Genomic DNA, 15,931 nt, shown 5'->3' with positions numbered 1-15,931 from the left:
GCCCCGGGGCTGTTCCTGCTCGTGGGCTTCAGCGGCCACGGCTACAAGATCTCCCCGGCCGTGGGCCGTCTCGCCGCCGACCTCCTGCTCGACGGCATCAGCAGCGACGCCGCCGTCGACGGCGCCGACTTCCGCTACTCCCGTTTCGCCGAGGGCAAACCGCTCGCCAGCCTCAATCCGTACGTCGGAGCCGGGGAGATGCGCTGACGCACCGGGCCGGCCGGCATGCCGCTGTACCGAAGCCCGGGCGGGGTATAGAACTGAAGGTGACGCTTCACCGCGGGAACCGGAGAAGGTACACGGCATGCCGGAAGGGGACGACCTGTTCTCGGCTACGGGAGAGCCGGACACGGTTCTCCGCGTGTTCGAGGCGCTGCCGTTCGCCCTCGGCGCGTGGCAGGGACCCGATCACGTGTACGTCGCGACCAATGCCGCCTACCGTGCGCTGCTCGGACGGGACGATCTGCTCGGCCGGCCGGTGCGTGAGGTCGTACCGGAACTCGAGGGCCAGCAGTTCTTCGAGCTGCTCGACCGGGTGGCGGCGACCGGCGTCGCCGAGACCGCCAAGGAGTGGCGCCTGCAGATCGATACCGACGGTAGCGGCGTGGTCCGGGAGCGCTACTTCGACTTCACCATCGCTCCTCGCCACGACCCCGACCGTGGCGTCGCAGGGCTGCTCTTCTTCGCCTCCGACGTGACCGAGAGTGTCCTGGCCCGGCACGTCGCCGAGGCACGGGCCCAGCTGATGTCGGACAAGTACGAGCAGGCCCGCGAGGCGGTGACGGTGATCCAGCAGGCATTGCTGGCGCCGTCCGTCCCGGTCCTGCCGGGGGCCGAGGTGGCGGCCGCCTACCTGGTCGCCGCGGAGGACACGGCCGCCGGCGGCGACTGGTTCGACGCACTCGCACTGCCGGACGGCACACTCGCATTGATCACCGGGGACGTCGTGGGGCACGGCGTCGCGGCCGCAGCCGTGATGGGGCAGCTCCGCGCGGTGCTGCGCCAGCAGATCCTCGCGGGCGCAGACGTCGCCGCCGCACTGTCCACCCTCGACGCCTTCTCGGCGCACGTCCCCGGCGCCCGCACCGCGACGGTCTGTGTCCTCGTCCTCGACACCGCCACCGGCCGGGTCCGTTACTGCACGGCCGGGCACCCCCCGCCGCTGGTGGCGAGCCCGGCCGGACCGGCTCGATACCTGCCGCCCTCGGGCGCGACGCCGATCGGCACCGGCTCGACGTTCCCCGTCGCCACCGATACCCTCGCCGCCGGCGACGTCGTGCTGCTCTACACCGACGGTTTGATCGAGCGCCCCGGCCGGCCACCGCCGGCGAGCACCGCCGAACTCGCGGAGCGGGCGGCCCTGAGCGTGGCCGGCCGATCGTTCCCGATCCCGGACACGCGCGCCCGGACGGTGGATCGGGTGTGTGCGGAGATCCTCGAATTCCTGCTCCGGGAAACCGGATACAACGACGACGTGACCATCGTCGCGGCTCAGCGCACGGCAATGCGGGAGCCCCTGCAGCTTCGCCTCCACGCCGACCGGGGGGCCCCGAAGCTGGCACGGACGTCGTTGCGGCGATGGCTCGTGCGGATCGGTGCCGACCATGCGGGAACTGTGGCCGTCGAGCACGCGGTCTCCGAACTCGTGGCCAACGTCGTCGAGCACGCCTATTCCGGCGCCGACGCCGAGCATGCCCCGGTCGAGATCGACGGAACGCTCGACGGCGACGGCTGCCTCCGGGTCCGCGTGCGGGACCGGGGCCGCTGGAAGACCCCCGAGACAATCCCGGGGCCTCCTCGGTCGCCGAGCAGCCGCGGCCGCGGCCGCGGGCTGACGATGGTCCGGCTCTTCGCCGACGACCTCGTCGTCGACAGCGACGACACAGGCACGACCGCGACGGTCATGTTCCGCCTCACCCGCAGCGCCCGCGTCGTCACCGAGTTCATGGAGGGCGCGATCGTCGGCCGTCCCGACGTCTCGCCCGAATTCGACGTCGCCGAAACCGAACCCGGTCGGCTCGCGGTGCGGGGGGACATCGACATCGACACCGCGCCCATCCTCAAGGGACGCCTCGACGCGGTATCCCGCAGCGGAACACTGTCGGTGACAGTGGATCTGAGTGAAGTCACCAACCTCGGCTCCGCCGGGGTCTCGCTGCTCTCGACGGCCCGCGACCGTGCGGCCAAGCAGCACACCACCGTCACGTTGGTGGCGCCGCCCGGCACCACCGCCCACCACGTGCTCAGCCTGGTCGGGCTCCACGGGCGGGCCGAACCCGACGCCGGCGGCATCCGGGAGCCGTCAGGGGATCCGGAGACGTGAACCCGGCACCGACGGTGGGTCGGTGCCGGGCGAAATCCGGCTCAGCTCGCGATCTTCCGTCTCCGGGACTGCACGTACTTCTCCCGCTCGGAGACCGACATCCCGCCCCACACCCCGTAGGGTTCGCCCATGGTGAGCGCGTGCTCGCGGCACTGCTCGATGACCGGGCACCGGTGGCACATCTCCTTGGCCTTCGACTCTCGCTGGTACCGCGCTCGGCCCCGTTCGCCGTCGGGCGAGAAGAACACCGACGAGTCGACGCCGCGGCACAAGCCCTGCATCTGCCAGTTCCAGACATCGACGGTCGGCCGGAGCGGGTGAGGTGACAATGGCACGGGGCTCTCCTTGACAGCAGGCTCGCACACAGTGCGAGCGGACCTGACGAAAGTCTGCGACCTTTCGCTCACTTCGATCCACGCGCCGGGACCGCCGCTCAGGGCCGGTCCTCGGTTCGTCGATCTCATGGACCGGGGAGTACCCCACGCCACCGGAATTCATGCCAACAAAAAGTGAGATTTGTCGAAGCTCCGCGTGACCGTGGGCGGCGCCGCCGGCCGGACTGTTCCCCCGGACGGCATACAGCCTGGTCGAGGGGCGGCGCGGCCGCGTCGTCCCGGGCGAGGGGCGACCGTCGCGGGCACCAGCACCGCCGCCGCGGTGACCAGGACCACACCCACGTCGAGGTACTCCCGGCACCCCGGGGACGGTCAGCGGCCGGCCATCGCCCTGAGCAGCGGGGTGGCGGGCAGCGACGCGAACAGCGCCGCCTCGTCGCGCCACGTCGACTCCTCGTCGAGGAAGCGCAGGATCGGCTCCGCGGAGGACCGGTCGAACAGGCCCGCGAAGGCACGCTCGAGCACCGCGGGCCGCTCGACGACGGCCCGCAGCAGCCCCTGGTCGTACCGGGCGAACCGGGACGGGGCAGGCCGCACGTCGAAGGGATGCCCGTGCCGGGCGAGCGACTGCGCGATCGCCGCACTGTCGCGCTGGATCCGCTGGTACGCATATCCGCTGCTGCTCTTGAGCATTCCGCCCGCGGCGCCGATGCGCACGATGTTGCCGCTGCGCCGCGCGGGCGGCCGCGACGCCAACGGCAGCCGCGCGGACTCTTCCGCCTCCACGACGTAGGTGTCCTCGCCCACCCCGAGCACGGCCGCCAGGTACTCCCGGAGCGCCTCGTCGTGGGCGGCGGTGCCGACGGGCCCGTCGTCGGGGTGCGCGAAACTCGTGTGCTCGACGAGGGCGTGCCGGGCATCGGTAGGCAGCACGTACACGAAGGACGCCGCCCGGCGCTGATCGGTGCGGAAGTCGAACAGGGTGGGGAGTTCGGGATCGAACCGGGGAGCTTCGGTGCGGATCCGCCACCCGCGGAAATCCAGCCAGGCATCGGGGCTGGTCCCCGGGTCGTCGGCGTCGGGGCCCCGGCCGTCGAAGACCCACTCGGGGTGCAGCTCCGTGCCGTCGGACAGGGCGACGCGCGGGCGGGACCCGTCGTGCACCTGCGTCACCCGGCCGGTGCGGAGCCCGATGTCGTCGACTCCGTCCGTGGCCTCGTCGACCACCGCCGCCAGGTCGGCTCCGCGGACGACGCAGTACCGGTACCGGCCGAGGCCGAGCGTGCGGGCCCGTCCACCCGCATGGACCCGGATCCGGGCGAACCGCGCGGAGACGGCCGCGTCGAGCAGCCCGGACCGGCGGGACCAGAACGCCCAGCCGGCGTCGCGGATGTCGCGGGCGCCATCGTCGACGAGCACCACCGGACCGGGTCGCGCCGGGACGGCGGCGAGATGGGCCGCCAGCGACAGTCCGCTCAGGCCCGCACCCAGGACGGCGATGCCGCCGTCGACCGGTCCGCTCCACGCTCGCACGCTCGCCCCTCCCCTCGCCGGAGTCCCTCCCTCCGTCACCGTACCGGCCACCGGTGAACCCGGTGCGCCACTACGCGGCCCGGGCGCGCGTCCGCTCGCGCAGCCAGGCCATCGCCGGCATGCGGTAGGAGTCGATGCCCTTGTATGCGGCGATCTCGGCGGGCAGTTCCTCGACGATGGCGGCGAGCTGCTCGGCCCACGCCGGGACCTGCGCGATCTCCTCGAGCGGTGCCATGTAGGTGCGGATGTTGAACACCAGCGCCCCGGTCATCGGCAGGCGGATCAGGTGCTCGAGTTCGATGCGCAGCTGGATGCGGCCCCAGTCGCGTTCGGCGATCAGCCGCGGCATGTCGTCCATCCACTCGGGCATCGTCTCGAGGCTGGTGTCCCGGCGCCGCGAGCCGACCGCGGAGAAGGTCCAGTTCACCCGCCGGTACGGCCGCTCGGTGGTGAGGCGCCGCATGAACTGCTCGGCGCGGTCGGTCACCCCGCTCGGGGTCAGGCCGGGAACGGGCCGGTGGATCTCGTGCAGGCTCATGCCGATGTCGAACTTGACGGACCAGTCGGCGGACGACGTGACCAGCGCCGCGTCGAACCACAGGTGCCCGTCGCGCTCGGTCACCAGCAGCACGTCGTCGGGCAGCTGACACCCGATGAACACCAGCGGATGTTCCGGCAGGGTTCCCGTGTCACCGGGCACGAACCACTGATCGATTCCGAGAAGGTCGTTGCGCCAGCGATACCCGCCGTTCTCGACGTCGAGGTGCATGAGGCCGGGAAACGAGGCCGCCATGTCGCGCATGTAGTAGAGCATCAGGTCCCAGCACGCCGGCGTCATGTGCGGCAGCATCTGCACGCGCCCGGGGTCGGCCTCGACGATCGAGCGGCGCAACCGCATCATCTCGATGTACTCCTCGTGGCTCTTGCCCAGGTCGACGATGTGCTCGCCCCAGGCCCCGGCGGCGGTCTCGGTGCGGCGCGGCGCCGGTTCGACGTTCACGGCGTAACGGAACGTCCTGTCGCCCTCGGGGAACGGCCACGGCAGGCAGGACAGGTCGCTGGCGAGGGAGGTGGTCACGAAGGTTCCTTTCCGGATGGCGGGTCAGGCCACGGCGCCGAGATAGGTGCCGTGATGTCCCGACAGATGAGGACGGATCTCGAGGTCCAGGCCACACGAACCGCAGGCGACGACCGCCCCGGGAGCGGCGTCGACGGACCGGGTGGTGGCGCAGTGCGGACAGAACAGCGCCACTCCGTCGGCGGCGGTGACGTAGGTGGTCATCTCGCACGGCAGCACGCCGGCGCTGCGTGCCGCAGCCGTCGCGGCCATCGCCTCACGCCGCGGCCCGGCGATCAGCACGCGGGCACCGGCGCGGGCCGCGCGCACGAACCGCGACACGTCGTCCGCGCGCGCGTTCGGCACCGTGGTCGCGACGCGGCCGAGGGCGAGCGCCTGCGCCGCCCAGGCCGTCACCGCGGCCCGCGCGTCGGCGCAGTCGCCGACGCTGAACAGCAGGTGGATGCGCCCGCCCGGATCGATCGGGGGCACCGCACCGGTGACGAATCCCGAGTTCTTCACGGTCGCACACCTCCGAACTCGCGCAACCACTTCAGACCGGGTTCGCGGGTGCGCGCGAGGCCCTTGTAGTCGGCCATGTCCTCGGGCAGTTCCTCGAGCACCCGGTAGAGCCGGTCGGCCCATTCCGGCACCAGCGCGATCTCCTCGAAGGGCAGCAGGTAGGTGCGGATGAGGAACATGATCGCGCCGGACGCGCCGAGCCGGATCAGGTGCTGCACCTCGACCCGCAGGTGCAGGCGACGGCCGACGTCCTCGAGGGGCCCCTCGGCGAGCAGGCGCCGATCGCGTCCCCATTCGGGATACGTCTCGGTGGCCGTGTCGAGCCGACGGTCCACGGTGAGGGTCCAGTTGGTGCGCCGATACCGTTGCCCGGCGTGCAGTCCCATGAGGAACGACTGGGCGCGGGTGATCACCCCTTCGGCGTGGATGCGGGGCACGGGACCGTGGATCTGCAGGAAGCTCATCCCGACGTCGAAGCGCAGCGACCAGTCCGCCGCGAACGTCACCAGGCCCGCGTCGCCCCACAGGGCGCCGTCGCGCTGGTCGAGCAGCACGACGTCCTCCTGGATCTGTCGGCCGATGTACAGCAGCGGCGGCTCGGGCAGGGTGGCGGACTGCCCGTAGACGAACGCCTGCTCGAGGTCGAGGGCGAGGTTGTTCCACCGCCAGACGGTGCCGTCGCGGTCGAGCGCGAACGTCTGCGGGTACGCCTCGGCCAGCATCTTCATGAGGGTGAGCATCGCGTCCCACTGCGCGACCACCATGTGCCCGAGCGCCTGGAAGCGGCTCGGGTCGGCGTCGAGCACGCGCCGTCGCTCGGCGAGCTCGTCGAGGAGGAAGCCGTCCATGTCGACCGGGTGCTCGCCCCAGCCGCCGGCCGCCGTGTCCGCGCGGGTCCCGGCCGGCTCGACGTTGGTGCTGTACCGGTAGGTGTCCCGCGGGAAGGGGAACGGGAACCGCGCGACGCGGTCCGGGAGCACCTCGAATTCGGTTGTGGCAGTCACAGGTCCAGCTCCAATCGCTCGCCGCCGGCGCGGGAGACGCACGGCATCATGCAGTCGCCGGCGTGCTTCTCCGCGTCGGTCAGGTACAGGTCGCGGTGCTCGATCGCGCCGTCGGCCACCGGGATCCGGCATTCGCCGCACACCCCCTGCCGGCACAGATTGGGAACCGGTACCCCGCGCGCCTCGAGCGCTTCGAGCAGGCTCACGCCGGAATTCACGGCGATGTCGACCCCGGTGCGGCGCAGATACGCGGTGAACGGGGTTCCGGGCTCGAGGTCGCCGACACCGAAGTGCTCGTAGTGGATGCGGGCGTCCGGCCAGCCCGCGCCACGGGCGCGACGGGTGAGTTCGTCGATGAGACCGGAGGGCCCGCACACGTACAGGTGGGTGCCGAGCGGCTGATCGAGCAGGGCCGGGCCGAGTGCGGCCCAGAACTCCTCGGGGGTGTGGTAGGTGTGCAGGCGGTCGCCGCACAGTTCGCGCAACTCGCCGAGGTGCGGGCCGTCGCCCTCACGGAAGGTGTAGTGGACCTCGAAGGAGCGGCCCCACTGAGCGGCGGCGCGGGCGTGCGAGAGGATGGGTGTGACGCCGATACCGCCGGCCACGAGCATGTGGTGACGCGCGGTGAGGACCGGCGCGAAGGCACTTCGGGGCCTGCTGACCTCCACGACGTCGCCGACCTCGAGACCGTGGATCCAGCGGGAGCCGCCCCGGCCGGTCTCGTCGAGCCGCACGGAGATCGAGTAGCTCTGCGGCTCGAGCTCCGGACCGGTCAGGGAGTAGGAGTTGCGGCGGGGCCGGCCGTCGTCGTGGACGCCGCAGGAGAGCACGACGTGGCTGCCCGGAGTGAACGACGGCAGCGGCGCACCGGCGGGGTCGACGAACCGCACGTGCCGCACTCCGGTGGCGACGGTGGCCACCTCGGCGACGGTGAGGGTCAGGGTCGCGTCGCTGCGCCGCACGGCCGCGCCGGCATCGGATACGAGGGTCATCAGCTTTCCTCCGCGTCGAGCTGGTAGCCGAGATATGCGCCGTGGTGGCGCGAAACGTGGTGGTACACGACGAGTTCCGCCGAACACGCGGGGCACGTGCTGGTCTGTCCGATCGCGGCGGTGGCGTCGTGGGTGTGCCGGCAGTGGGCGCAGTACACCGTGCGCGTGTCCGTGGTCAGCACCTCGGGCAGGATCTCGTCGTCGAGCGCCCCCGCGGCGACGGCCACGGCCCGGGCGGCGAGGACGGCGGCCTCGTCGCCCACCAGCACGAGCCGCCAGCCGACGCGGGCCGCGGAGAGCTGGCGCTGCAGCACCTCCGCGGCCGCGTCGCCCCAGGTGGCAGGCGCCCGTAGCCAGCTCACTCGCCGGCCTTCGAAGGAGGTCACCAGGCGGCGGGCGTGGTCGGTGGCGGCGTCGCCGAACGACAGGACGGTGACGGTCCTGCCGCCCGCGGCCACGGTCCGCTCCTCGTCCCAGCGCGGCACGCTGGTCGTCTCCACACAGACGCTCATGACCGGATCCTTACGGTGCGAACGTGCGCTGGCCGACGTAGAACGCCAGGGCGCCGTCGGGGGTGGTGAAGCGGATCCGCGAGCCCTTGGGGAAGAAGATCGCGTCCTTGGCGCGGGCGATCTCGACCTGGCCGGTGTCCAGGTTCTCCAGGCGGAATTCCCCCTCGAGGACGACCTTCATCTCGTCGTACTCGTACAGGTAGTCCAGCGGGGCGTCGGTGTGCCCGAGCTTGAAGTAGCCCGCGGCCATCTCCGAACCCGCGGGGTTGGGATAGACGTCGTCGATGTAGCCCTCGGTGCCCGGGAATTCCTCGGTGGACATCCGGGGCAGGCTCTTCCAGAAGTCGGCGGTGACGCGGAATGCGGGAACGGTGGTCGTCTCTGCCATGGGTGCTCCTAGGAACGAGGCCGGCTGCACCGGCCGTGTGTGGGGAGAACGGAACGTCGATCGCTGACGTGAAACAGACAGTAATGAGATGAAACGACCCGACGGGTTGCCGGCGCGTTAACGCGTGTAACCGAATCCTCTCAACGTCAGGAACATTCGTTTCTCCGCCGGGAGGCGAGGGCCGTGCCGGACCGTCACCACAAACTCACGGCGGCGTAACACGCCCGTCATGCATGCTATGTTTCATTGCATTCGACAGCGATTCACCTTATGAAACTTCGCAGCCGAACCCCAGGAGTCCCCATGACGCTCGAAGCCACCGACCTCCCCGTGATGCGTCTGCCCTCCACGGACGCCCCCGCCGATGCCGCCGGCTCCGCCGATCTCGCCGCACTCGCCCGCGCCACCGACACCCGCTTCATCCTCGCGGTGTTCACCAACCTCGCCGGCAAGCCCTGCGCCAAGCTCGTCCCGGTCGAGGCGGTCGAGGAGCTGCAGTCCGACGGGGTCGGCTTCGCGGGCTACGCCGCCGGAGCCATGGGTCAGGTCCCCAAGGATCCCGACCTCGTCGCCATCCCGGATCCCACCTCCTTCACGCCGATCCCCTTCGTCCGCCCGGGCCTTGCGCTGGTGCACTGCGATCCCCACGTCGAGGGCAAGCCCTGGCCCTACGCCCCGCGGGTGATCCTGAAGGAGGTCCTCGGCAAGGCGGCCGAACGGGGCCTGTCCGTCAAGGTCGGCGCGGAGATCGAGTACTTCCTCGTCCAGCGCGACGAGGACGGGACCCTGCGCACCGCCGACGTGCTCGACACCTCCCGGCAGCCCTGCTACGACGCCCGCGACGTCACCCGCATGTACGAGCACCTGACCTCGATCTCCGCGGCGATGAACTCCCTCGGCTGGGGCAACTACGCCAACGACCACGAGGACGGCAACGGGCAGTTCGAGCAGAACTTCCAGTACGCCGACGCGATGACCACCGCCGACCGCGTCGTCACCCTGCGCTACCTGATCTCGGTGCTCGCCGAGCAGCGCGGCATGACCGCGACCTTCATGCCCAAGCCGTTCGCCGACCGCACCGGCTCGGGCATGCACATGCACCTGTCGCTGTGGCGGGAGGACGGCTCCGCCTTCCCCGACGCCGACGACCCGCGCAGTCTCGGCCTGTCCCAGACCGCCTACGCGTTCATCGCCGGCATCCTCGACCATGCCTGCGCCCTGCAGGGCGTGATCGCCCCGACCGTCAACTCCTACAAGCGGACCGGCGCCACCGCGACCAGCTCCGGCGCGACGTGGTCGCCGCGGCACGCCACCTACGGCGGCAACGACCGCACCCACTACCTGCGCGTTCCGGACGGCAACCGCGTCGAGCTGCGCGGCGGGGACGGCTCGGCCAACCCGTACCTCGCCGCCGCCGCGACCGTCGCGGCGGGCCTCGACGGCATCGATCGCAAGCTCGATCCCGGCGTGCCCGGCGGCACCCCGAATCCGGAGACCCTGCCGATGACCCTCCTGCACGCGATGGACGCCCTCACCGCCGACCCCGTCGTCACCGGTGCCCTCGACGCCGCCGGCCCGGGCGTCGCCGAGTACTTCGCCTCCCTCAAGCGGGAGGAGTTCTTCCACTGGCACAACACCGTGACCTCGTGGGAGATCGACAGCTACCTGACCGCCTTCTGACCCGTTCGGTCCGAACGGGCCACCGCGAACGACGACCTGTAAAGGAGAGACGACCCATGTGCGGAATCGTCGGGCTTCACCTGCGTGACGCCTCCCTCGCCCCCCGGCTGGGTGGCCTGCTGACCGGCATGCTCGGCCAGATGGTCGACCGGGGACCGGATTCGGCCGGGGTCGCCCTCTACGGCGACCCCACCTTCTCCCCCGCCGGCCACGCGTCGATGTCCCTGCTCGGCGCCGCCCCGGACGTGACCGCCACCGCCGGTGCCGCACTCGGCGTGACCGTGACCGCGATCGACCTGGCCCCCACCACCGTGCTCCACGCGCCGGTCCCGGCGCAGTTGCTCGCCGACACCGTCCGCGCCGTCGATCCCGGCGCCACGCTCATCGGCTTCGGTGACGACGTGACCGTCCTCAAGGGCATGGGCGATCCGGTGGCGCTGGCCGAGCGCTTCGGGATCCCGGCCGCCTCCGGCTGGCAGGGCGTCGGCCACACCCGCATGGCCACCGAATCGGCCGTCACCGCCGCCGGCTCGCACCCGTTCGCCGTCGGCCCGGACCAGTGCCTGGTGCACAACGGCTCGTTCTCCAACCACCTGTCGGTCAAGCGGGAGCTCGAGGCCGAGGGTGTGGCATTCGACAGCGAGAACGACACCGAGGTCGGGGCGCGGTTCGTCGCCAAGCACCTCGCCGAGGGCGCCGACCTGGAGAAGGCCCTGCGCCTGCTCGGGGAGCGCTTCGACGGGTTCTACACCCTGCTCGTGTCGACGTCCGACTCGTTCGCCGTCGTGCGCGACCCGATCGCCTGCAAGCCCGCGATCGTCGCCGAGACCGACGCGTACGTCGCGATGGCCTCCGAGTTCCGGGCCCTCGCCGGCCTGCCCGGCATCGCGGAGGCCCACATCTTCGAGCCCGAGCCGGAGCGGGTCTACGTATGGCACCGCTGACCAGCACCGACGCTTCCCCCATCTCTTCGACGCCGGAGACGACCATGACCACCGAGACGCTGCGCACCGAGACCCTGCCCACCGACACGCTCCCCGCCACCGCGACGTACGACCTGGACGTCACCACCACGCGCGAACTGAACGCCGCGCTGCAGGCCACCGAGGCCCCGGCCGCGGTGACCGTGACCAATCCCCAGGGCAAGCACGCCCTCGCGTGCGGGCTCGACCGGCCGATCGACGTGCGCATCGAAGGCCACGTCGGCTACTACGCCGCCGGAATGAACAAGCATGCGACCGTCACCGTCGCGGGCAACGCCGGGGTCGGGGTCGCCGAGAACATGATGTCGGGCACCGTGCGTGTCATCGGAGACGCCTCCCAGTCCGCCGGCGCCACTGCCCACGGCGGGCTGCTGGTGATCGAGGGCAACGCCGCCGCCCGCTGCGGCATCTCCATGAAGGGCGTCGACATCGTCGTCGGCGGCAGCATCGGCCACATGAGCGCCTTCATGGGACAGGCCGGACGGCTCGTCGTCCTCGGCGACGCCGGCGAGGCCCTCGGAGATTCGTTGTACGAGACGCGCATCTACGTGCGCGGCACCGTCGCCTCGCTCGGTGCGGACTGCGTCAAGAAGGAGATGCGGCCCGAGCACCTCGAGGAACTGCGCGAACTCCTCCGGGCCGCCGGCTTCGACGCCGACCCCGCCGAGTTCACCCGCTACGGCTCCGCCCGCGGGCTCTACCACTTCCACGTCGACAACGCCTCGGCGTACTGATCGCACCGCCCGCCCCGCATCCCAGGAGACTCCCATGACCTTCCAGCCCGGACTTCGTGAGTCGGCCACCTTCGACCGCAACGTCATCCACGAGATCCAGCGTGCCGCCGAGACCGGCATCTACGACATCCGCGGATGGGGCGCCAAGCGCAAACTCCCGCACTTCGACGACCTGCTGTTCCTCGGCGCGTCGATGTCGCGATACCCGCTCGAGGGTTACCGCGAGAAGTGCGAGACCGACGTGGTCCTCGGCGACCGGCACGCGAAGTACCCGCTGCACCTCGACATCCCGGTCACCATCGCCGGCATGAGCTTCGGGGCGCTGTCCGGGCGGGCGAAGGAGGCTCTCGGGCGCGGCGCGAGCGAGGTCGGCACGTCCACCACCACCGGCGACGGCGGCATGACGCCGGAGGAACGCGGCCAGTCCAAGCACCTCGTCTACCAGTACCTGCCGTCGCGCTACGGGATGAACCCCGACGACCTGCGCAAGGCCGACGCGATCGAGGTCGTCCTCGGCCAGGGCGCCAAGCCCGGCGGCGGCGGCATGCTGCTCGGGCAGAAGATCACCGAGCGCGTCGCCGGAATGCGCACCCTGCCCGTCGGTATCGACCAGCGCAGCGCGTGCCGGCACCCCGACTGGACCGGCCCGGACGACCTCGCCGTCAAGATCATCGAACTGCGCGAGATCACCGGGTGGGAGAAGCCGATCTACGTCAAGGTCGGCGCGACCCGCACCTACTACGACGTCAAGCTCGCCGTGAAGGCCGGTGCCGACGTCGTCGTGGTCGACGGCATGCAGGGTGGCACGGCCGCCACGCAGGACGTGTTCATCGAGCACGTCGGCATTCCCACGCTCGCCGCGATCCCCCAGGCCGTGCAGGCGCTGCAGGAGATGGGGATGCACCGCACCCCCGGTGGCGTGCAGCTCGTCGTCTCCGGCGGCATCCGGTCCGGCGCCGACGTTGCCAAGGCCATGGCCCTCGGCGCGGACGCCGTCGCCATCGGCACCGCGGCGCTGATCGCGTTGGGCGACAACAACCCCCGATACCAGGCGGAGTACGAGAAGCTCGGCTCGGCCGCCGGGTTCTACGACGACTTCCAGGACGGCAAGGACCCCGCCGGCATCACCACGCAGGATCCGGACCTGCAGGCCCGGTTCGATCCGGTCGAGGGCGGCCGCCGCCTCGCGAACTACCTGCGCGTGCTCACCATGGAGGCCCAGACCATCGCGCGCGCCTGCGGCAAGTCGCACCTGCGCAACCTCGAGCCGCAGGACCTCGTGGCCCTGACCATCGAGTCGGCCGCCATGGCACGGGTGCCACTGGCCGGCACCAACTGGGTTCCCGGCCACGGTTTCTGAGCCGCTCCCGCCTTCCACCGAGCGAATGTGCCTTACTGTCGGCCTGTCCGACGGCAAGGCACATTCGCTCGATTTCGCGTGCCCACCTCTCCCACGGTCGTCCACTGTCGGGAAACAGCACGTACAGTGAGGACATGAGCAGCCCCGAGCGCCCCGTACTGCACGACGCGCCGGGCCGGGAGGTCCCGCGGGACACCCCGACCGGGGTGGACCTGGAACGCGCCATCGCACGGGAGGTCCGCAAGCTGCGGATCGCCAGCGGGCTCTCCGTGGGCGACATGGCCGCGAAGGTGGGCATCTCCAAGGCGATGCTGTCGAAGATCGAGAACGCCCAGACGTCGTGCAGCCTCTCGACCCTCGCCCGCCTGGCCGCAGGTCTCGACGTGCCTGTGACGTCGCTGTTCCGCGGCGCCGACGCGCAACGCGAGGCAGTGTTCGTCAAGGCCGGCCAGGGCGCGGAGATCGTCGGCCGCGGCACCCGCGTCGGGCACCACTACGAGTTGCTCGGCACGCTGCGGGGCCAGCACAAGCGGCTCGAGCCCGTGCTGGTGACGCTCACCGACGCGAGCGAGGTCTTCCCGTTGTTCCAGCATCCGGGGACCGAGCTGCTCTACATGCTCGAGGGCGAGATGGTGTACGGGCACGGCGAATCCGAGTACCGGCTCCAACCCGGCGACGCCCTGCTGCTCGACGGCGAGGGCATCCACGGGCCGAACGAGCTCGTCACCCTGCCCATCCGGTTCCTCGCGGTCACCGCGTACCCGGACAAACACCAGGACTGACCCTGCCTCCACCACGAGCGGGGGGTTTCCGCGTCGAGAGGGACGCCGCCGCGGTGAATCGCGGGTGCGGGCAGCGGTAACCGCCCCCTCGTCGCGAGAGTCTCCCGCTCGACGACGAACGAGGCCCCCGCCGTAGCGGGGGCCTCACCCGTTGTCGGTCCTCGGTCAGAGCTTCTCGGCCGCCGCCTTGGACGTGAGTGCCGTCGCCGCCTCGGCGACCGACGCCGCCTCCGTACGGGACGTTCCGGTGAAGCCCACCGCGTCGAGCACGTAGGCGGTCTCGCCGTGCACGACGACGTCGAGGCCCTCGTACTCGGCCTCCGGATCGACGCGCAGGCCCATCACCAGGTCGAGACCCTTGGCGATGATCCAGGTGACGACGAAGGAATAGGCCAGCACCGCGAGCACCGCGACGGCCTGGGTGCCCAGCAGACCGATTCCGCCGCCGTAGAACAGCCCGGCCGCACCACTGGGGGCCTCCGGCACCGCCAGGAAGCCGATGAGCAGCGTGCCGAGGACACCGCCGACGAGGTGGATGCCGACGACGTCGAGAGCGTCGTCGTAGCCCAGGCGGAACTTCAGCGAGATCGCGAAGCAGCACAGCGCGCCGGCCAGGGCGCCGACGACCAGTGCGCCGAGCGGCGAGACGGCACCGCAGGCCGGGGTGATCGCGACGAGCGCGGCGATGAGGCCGGACGCGGCGCCGAGGGTCGTGGCGTGCCCCTCCCGCAGCTTCTCGACGATCAGCCAGCCACAGATGCCGGCGCACGACGCGGCGAGGGTGTTGAGCACGACGACCGAGGCGTTGTTGTCCGCGGCGAGCGCGGAACCGCCGTTGAAGCCGAACCAGCCGAAGAACAGGATGCCGGCACCGAGAACGGTCAGCGGAAGGCTGTGCGGGCGGGGCGGATTCAGGAACGAGCGCCGCTTGCCCAGGACGATGATGACCGCGAGGGCCGCGATGCCGGCGTTGATGTGCACGGCGGTGCCGCCGGCGAAGTCGATCGCGCCGAGGGTGTTGGCGATCCAGCCGCCGACGACGGACCCGTCCTCGGAGTCGAACGCGAAGACCCAGTGCGCGACGGGGAAGTACACCAGCACGGCCCACAGCCCGGCGAACACCATCCAGGCCGAGAACTTCATGCGGTCGGCAAGGGCGCCGCACACGAGCGCGACCGTGATGCCGGCGAACAAGAGCTGGAATCCGGCGATCAGCGCCGGCGGGAGTCCCGGTTCGACCGGCGCCTCGAGCAGCTGGCCGAGCCCGAGATATTCGAGGGGGTTGCCGAGCAGTCCGGCACCGCCGAGCGAGTTTCCGAGCACCGCCGAGTAGCCGAACAGAACCCACAGCACTCCGACGAGCGCGAAGCCCGCGAACGTCATCATGATCATGTTGAGCGTGCTGCGGACGCTCACCATGCCGCCGTAGAACAGCGCCAGCCCGGGAACCATCAGCGAGACCGCCGTGAAGGCCGCGAGGATCCAGGCGGTGTCGGCGGCAGCGATTGCCTCTTCCATAGGTGTCCACCTTGTTCAGTCCCGAGGGATCGCCCCTCGTACGTGTCGCGGTGACTGTCTTATGTTGTTAATCACCGTCACCTGAGAGTGAACCCACTGTGTAATCTGCGTGGGAGCCGCCGGTGAACTTCGTGTAACGGCGGCTCGCCCCGGAACTGCCCCACCGCCGATCGCTCGCTCGGGGGCGACCGGTAGCGTTCGAACTGGT

At 70.9% G+C, this 15,931-nt stretch carries 15 protein-coding genes and 1 pseudogene; 7 read left to right on the top strand and 9 right to left on the bottom strand.

From position 1 onward, the window contains the following. Positions 1–207 (top strand): annotated as a pseudogene (locus G6038_RS22545) (FAD-dependent oxidoreductase); the annotation flags it as partial. A gap of 97 nt (positions 208–304) precedes the next feature. Continuing rightward, positions 305–2,323, top strand: a complete 2,019-nt coding sequence (locus G6038_RS22540) for a SpoIIE family protein phosphatase (RefSeq protein WP_165039979.1) — start codon at positions 305–307, stop codon at positions 2,321–2,323. Positions 2,324–2,364: 41 nt separating this feature from the next. Here G6038_RS22540 and G6038_RS22535 read toward each other — a convergent pair whose 3' ends face one another. The 8 genes from G6038_RS22535 to G6038_RS22500 all read right to left on the bottom strand — a co-directional run bounded on the left by G6038_RS22535 (position 2,365) and on the right by G6038_RS22500 (position 8,666). After that, complete coding sequence (locus tag G6038_RS22535; protein ID WP_044476011.1) at positions 2,365–2,604, bottom strand: WhiB family transcriptional regulator; 240 nt, start codon at positions 2,602–2,604, stop codon at positions 2,365–2,367. Between the two features lie 426 nt (positions 2,605–3,030). Further along, entirely contained in the window at positions 3,031–4,191 is a 1,161-nt protein-coding gene (locus G6038_RS22530) for a lycopene cyclase family protein (protein WP_165039978.1), read from the bottom strand. 70 nt (positions 4,192–4,261) lie between these two features. Continuing rightward, positions 4,262–5,269, bottom strand: coding sequence for a DUF3445 domain-containing protein (locus G6038_RS22525; protein WP_165039977.1), 1,008 nt, complete (start codon positions 5,267–5,269; stop codon positions 4,262–4,264). Between the two features lie 24 nt (positions 5,270–5,293). Further along, on the bottom strand, positions 5,294–5,770 hold the full coding sequence (locus tag G6038_RS32160; RefSeq protein WP_165039976.1) for a dimethylamine monooxygenase subunit DmmA family protein: 477 nt from the start codon (positions 5,768–5,770) through the stop codon (positions 5,294–5,296). Further along, positions 5,767–6,774 (bottom strand): DUF3445 domain-containing protein, encoded by a 1,008-nt coding sequence (locus G6038_RS22515; protein ID WP_165039975.1) that lies wholly within the window; start codon positions 6,772–6,774, stop codon positions 5,767–5,769. Before G6038_RS22515 ends, G6038_RS32160 begins: the two co-directional genes overlap by 4 nt. Further along, on the bottom strand, positions 6,771–7,766 hold the full coding sequence (locus G6038_RS22510) for a PDR/VanB family oxidoreductase (RefSeq protein ID WP_165039974.1): 996 nt from the start codon (positions 7,764–7,766) through the stop codon (positions 6,771–6,773). The genes G6038_RS22515 and G6038_RS22510 overlap by 4 nt, the downstream gene beginning before the upstream one ends. Then, a complete protein-coding gene (locus G6038_RS22505) occupies positions 7,766–8,278 on the bottom strand; it encodes a 50S ribosomal protein L32 (RefSeq protein ID WP_206025469.1) in 513 nt (170 codons plus the stop codon). The genes G6038_RS22510 and G6038_RS22505 overlap by 1 nt, the downstream gene beginning before the upstream one ends. A 10-nt stretch (positions 8,279–8,288) precedes the next feature. Continuing rightward, positions 8,289–8,666: an ethanolamine utilization protein gene (locus G6038_RS22500; protein WP_165039973.1), complete on the bottom strand. Its 378-nt coding sequence runs from the start codon at positions 8,664–8,666 to the stop codon at positions 8,289–8,291. A gap of 303 nt (positions 8,667–8,969) precedes the next feature. Between G6038_RS22500 and glnT the strand changes: the two genes are divergently transcribed. From glnT to G6038_RS22475, 5 genes are all read left to right on the top strand, one after another. Continuing rightward, positions 8,970–10,346, top strand: coding sequence for a type III glutamate--ammonia ligase (gene glnT, locus G6038_RS22495; RefSeq protein WP_165039972.1), 1,377 nt, complete (start codon positions 8,970–8,972; stop codon positions 10,344–10,346). A gap of 56 nt (positions 10,347–10,402) precedes the next feature. After that, the gene (locus G6038_RS22490) at positions 10,403–11,290 is read left to right on the top strand and encodes a glutamine amidotransferase (RefSeq protein WP_165039971.1); all 888 of its coding nucleotides are present in this window, start codon (positions 10,403–10,405) and stop codon (positions 11,288–11,290) included. Next, a complete protein-coding gene (locus tag G6038_RS22485) occupies positions 11,278–12,063 on the top strand; it encodes a protein glxC (RefSeq protein WP_165039970.1) in 786 nt (261 codons plus the stop codon). The genes G6038_RS22490 and G6038_RS22485 overlap by 13 nt, the downstream gene beginning before the upstream one ends. A 34-nt stretch (positions 12,064–12,097) precedes the next feature. After that, entirely contained in the window at positions 12,098–13,423 is a 1,326-nt protein-coding gene (locus G6038_RS22480) for an FMN-binding glutamate synthase family protein (protein ID WP_165039969.1), read from the top strand. 134 nt (positions 13,424–13,557) lie between these two features. Further along, positions 13,558–14,205 (top strand): XRE family transcriptional regulator, encoded by a 648-nt coding sequence (locus G6038_RS22475; RefSeq protein ID WP_054374234.1) that lies wholly within the window; start codon positions 13,558–13,560, stop codon positions 14,203–14,205. A 165-nt stretch (positions 14,206–14,370) separates the two neighbouring features. Here G6038_RS22475 and G6038_RS22470 read toward each other — a convergent pair whose 3' ends face one another. After that, positions 14,371–15,723 carry an ammonium transporter gene (locus G6038_RS22470; RefSeq protein WP_165039968.1) on the bottom strand — a complete coding sequence of 451 codons (1,353 nt, stop codon included), beginning with the start codon at positions 15,721–15,723 and terminating at the stop codon, positions 14,371–14,373. Positions 15,724–15,931 lie beyond the last annotated feature (208 nt).

It is taken from the genome of Rhodococcus sp. 14C212 (genome assembly GCF_011058195.1).
Lineage (GTDB): Bacteria > Actinomycetota > Actinomycetes > Mycobacteriales > Mycobacteriaceae > Rhodococcus > Rhodococcus aetherivorans.
Note: the sequence above shows the minus strand (reverse complement) of the source record. Positions and strands in the feature narration are given on the sequence as shown.

Bases quoted from the DNA above. Each gene is read 5' to 3' on its own strand.
- G6038_RS22540 (WP_165039979.1), top strand. From the start codon at position 305: ATGCCGGAAGGGGACGACCTGTTCTCGGCTACGGGAGAGCCGGACACG.
- G6038_RS22535 (WP_044476011.1), bottom strand. From the start codon at position 2,604: ATGCAGGGCTTGTGCCGCGGCGTCGACTCGTCGGTGTTCTTCTCGCCC.
- G6038_RS22510 (WP_165039974.1), bottom strand. From the start codon at position 7,766: ATGACCCTCGTATCCGATGCCGGCGCGGCCGTGCGGCGCAGCGACGCG.
- G6038_RS22505 (WP_206025469.1), bottom strand. From the start codon at position 8,278: ATGAGCGTCTGTGTGGAGACGACCAGCGTGCCGCGCTGGGACGAGGAG.
- G6038_RS22500 (WP_165039973.1), bottom strand. From the start codon at position 8,666: ATGGCAGAGACGACCACCGTTCCCGCATTCCGCGTCACCGCCGACTTC.
- glnT (WP_165039972.1), top strand. From the start codon at position 8,970: ATGACGCTCGAAGCCACCGACCTCCCCGTGATGCGTCTGCCCTCCACG.
- G6038_RS22490 (WP_165039971.1), top strand. From the start codon at position 10,403: ATGTGCGGAATCGTCGGGCTTCACCTGCGTGACGCCTCCCTCGCCCCC.
- G6038_RS22485 (WP_165039970.1), top strand. From the start codon at position 11,278: ATGGCACCGCTGACCAGCACCGACGCTTCCCCCATCTCTTCGACGCCG.
- G6038_RS22480 (WP_165039969.1), top strand. From the start codon at position 12,098: ATGACCTTCCAGCCCGGACTTCGTGAGTCGGCCACCTTCGACCGCAAC.
- G6038_RS22475 (WP_054374234.1), top strand. From the start codon at position 13,558: ATGAGCAGCCCCGAGCGCCCCGTACTGCACGACGCGCCGGGCCGGGAG.
- G6038_RS22470 (WP_165039968.1), bottom strand. From the start codon at position 15,723: ATGGAAGAGGCAATCGCTGCCGCCGACACCGCCTGGATCCTCGCGGCC.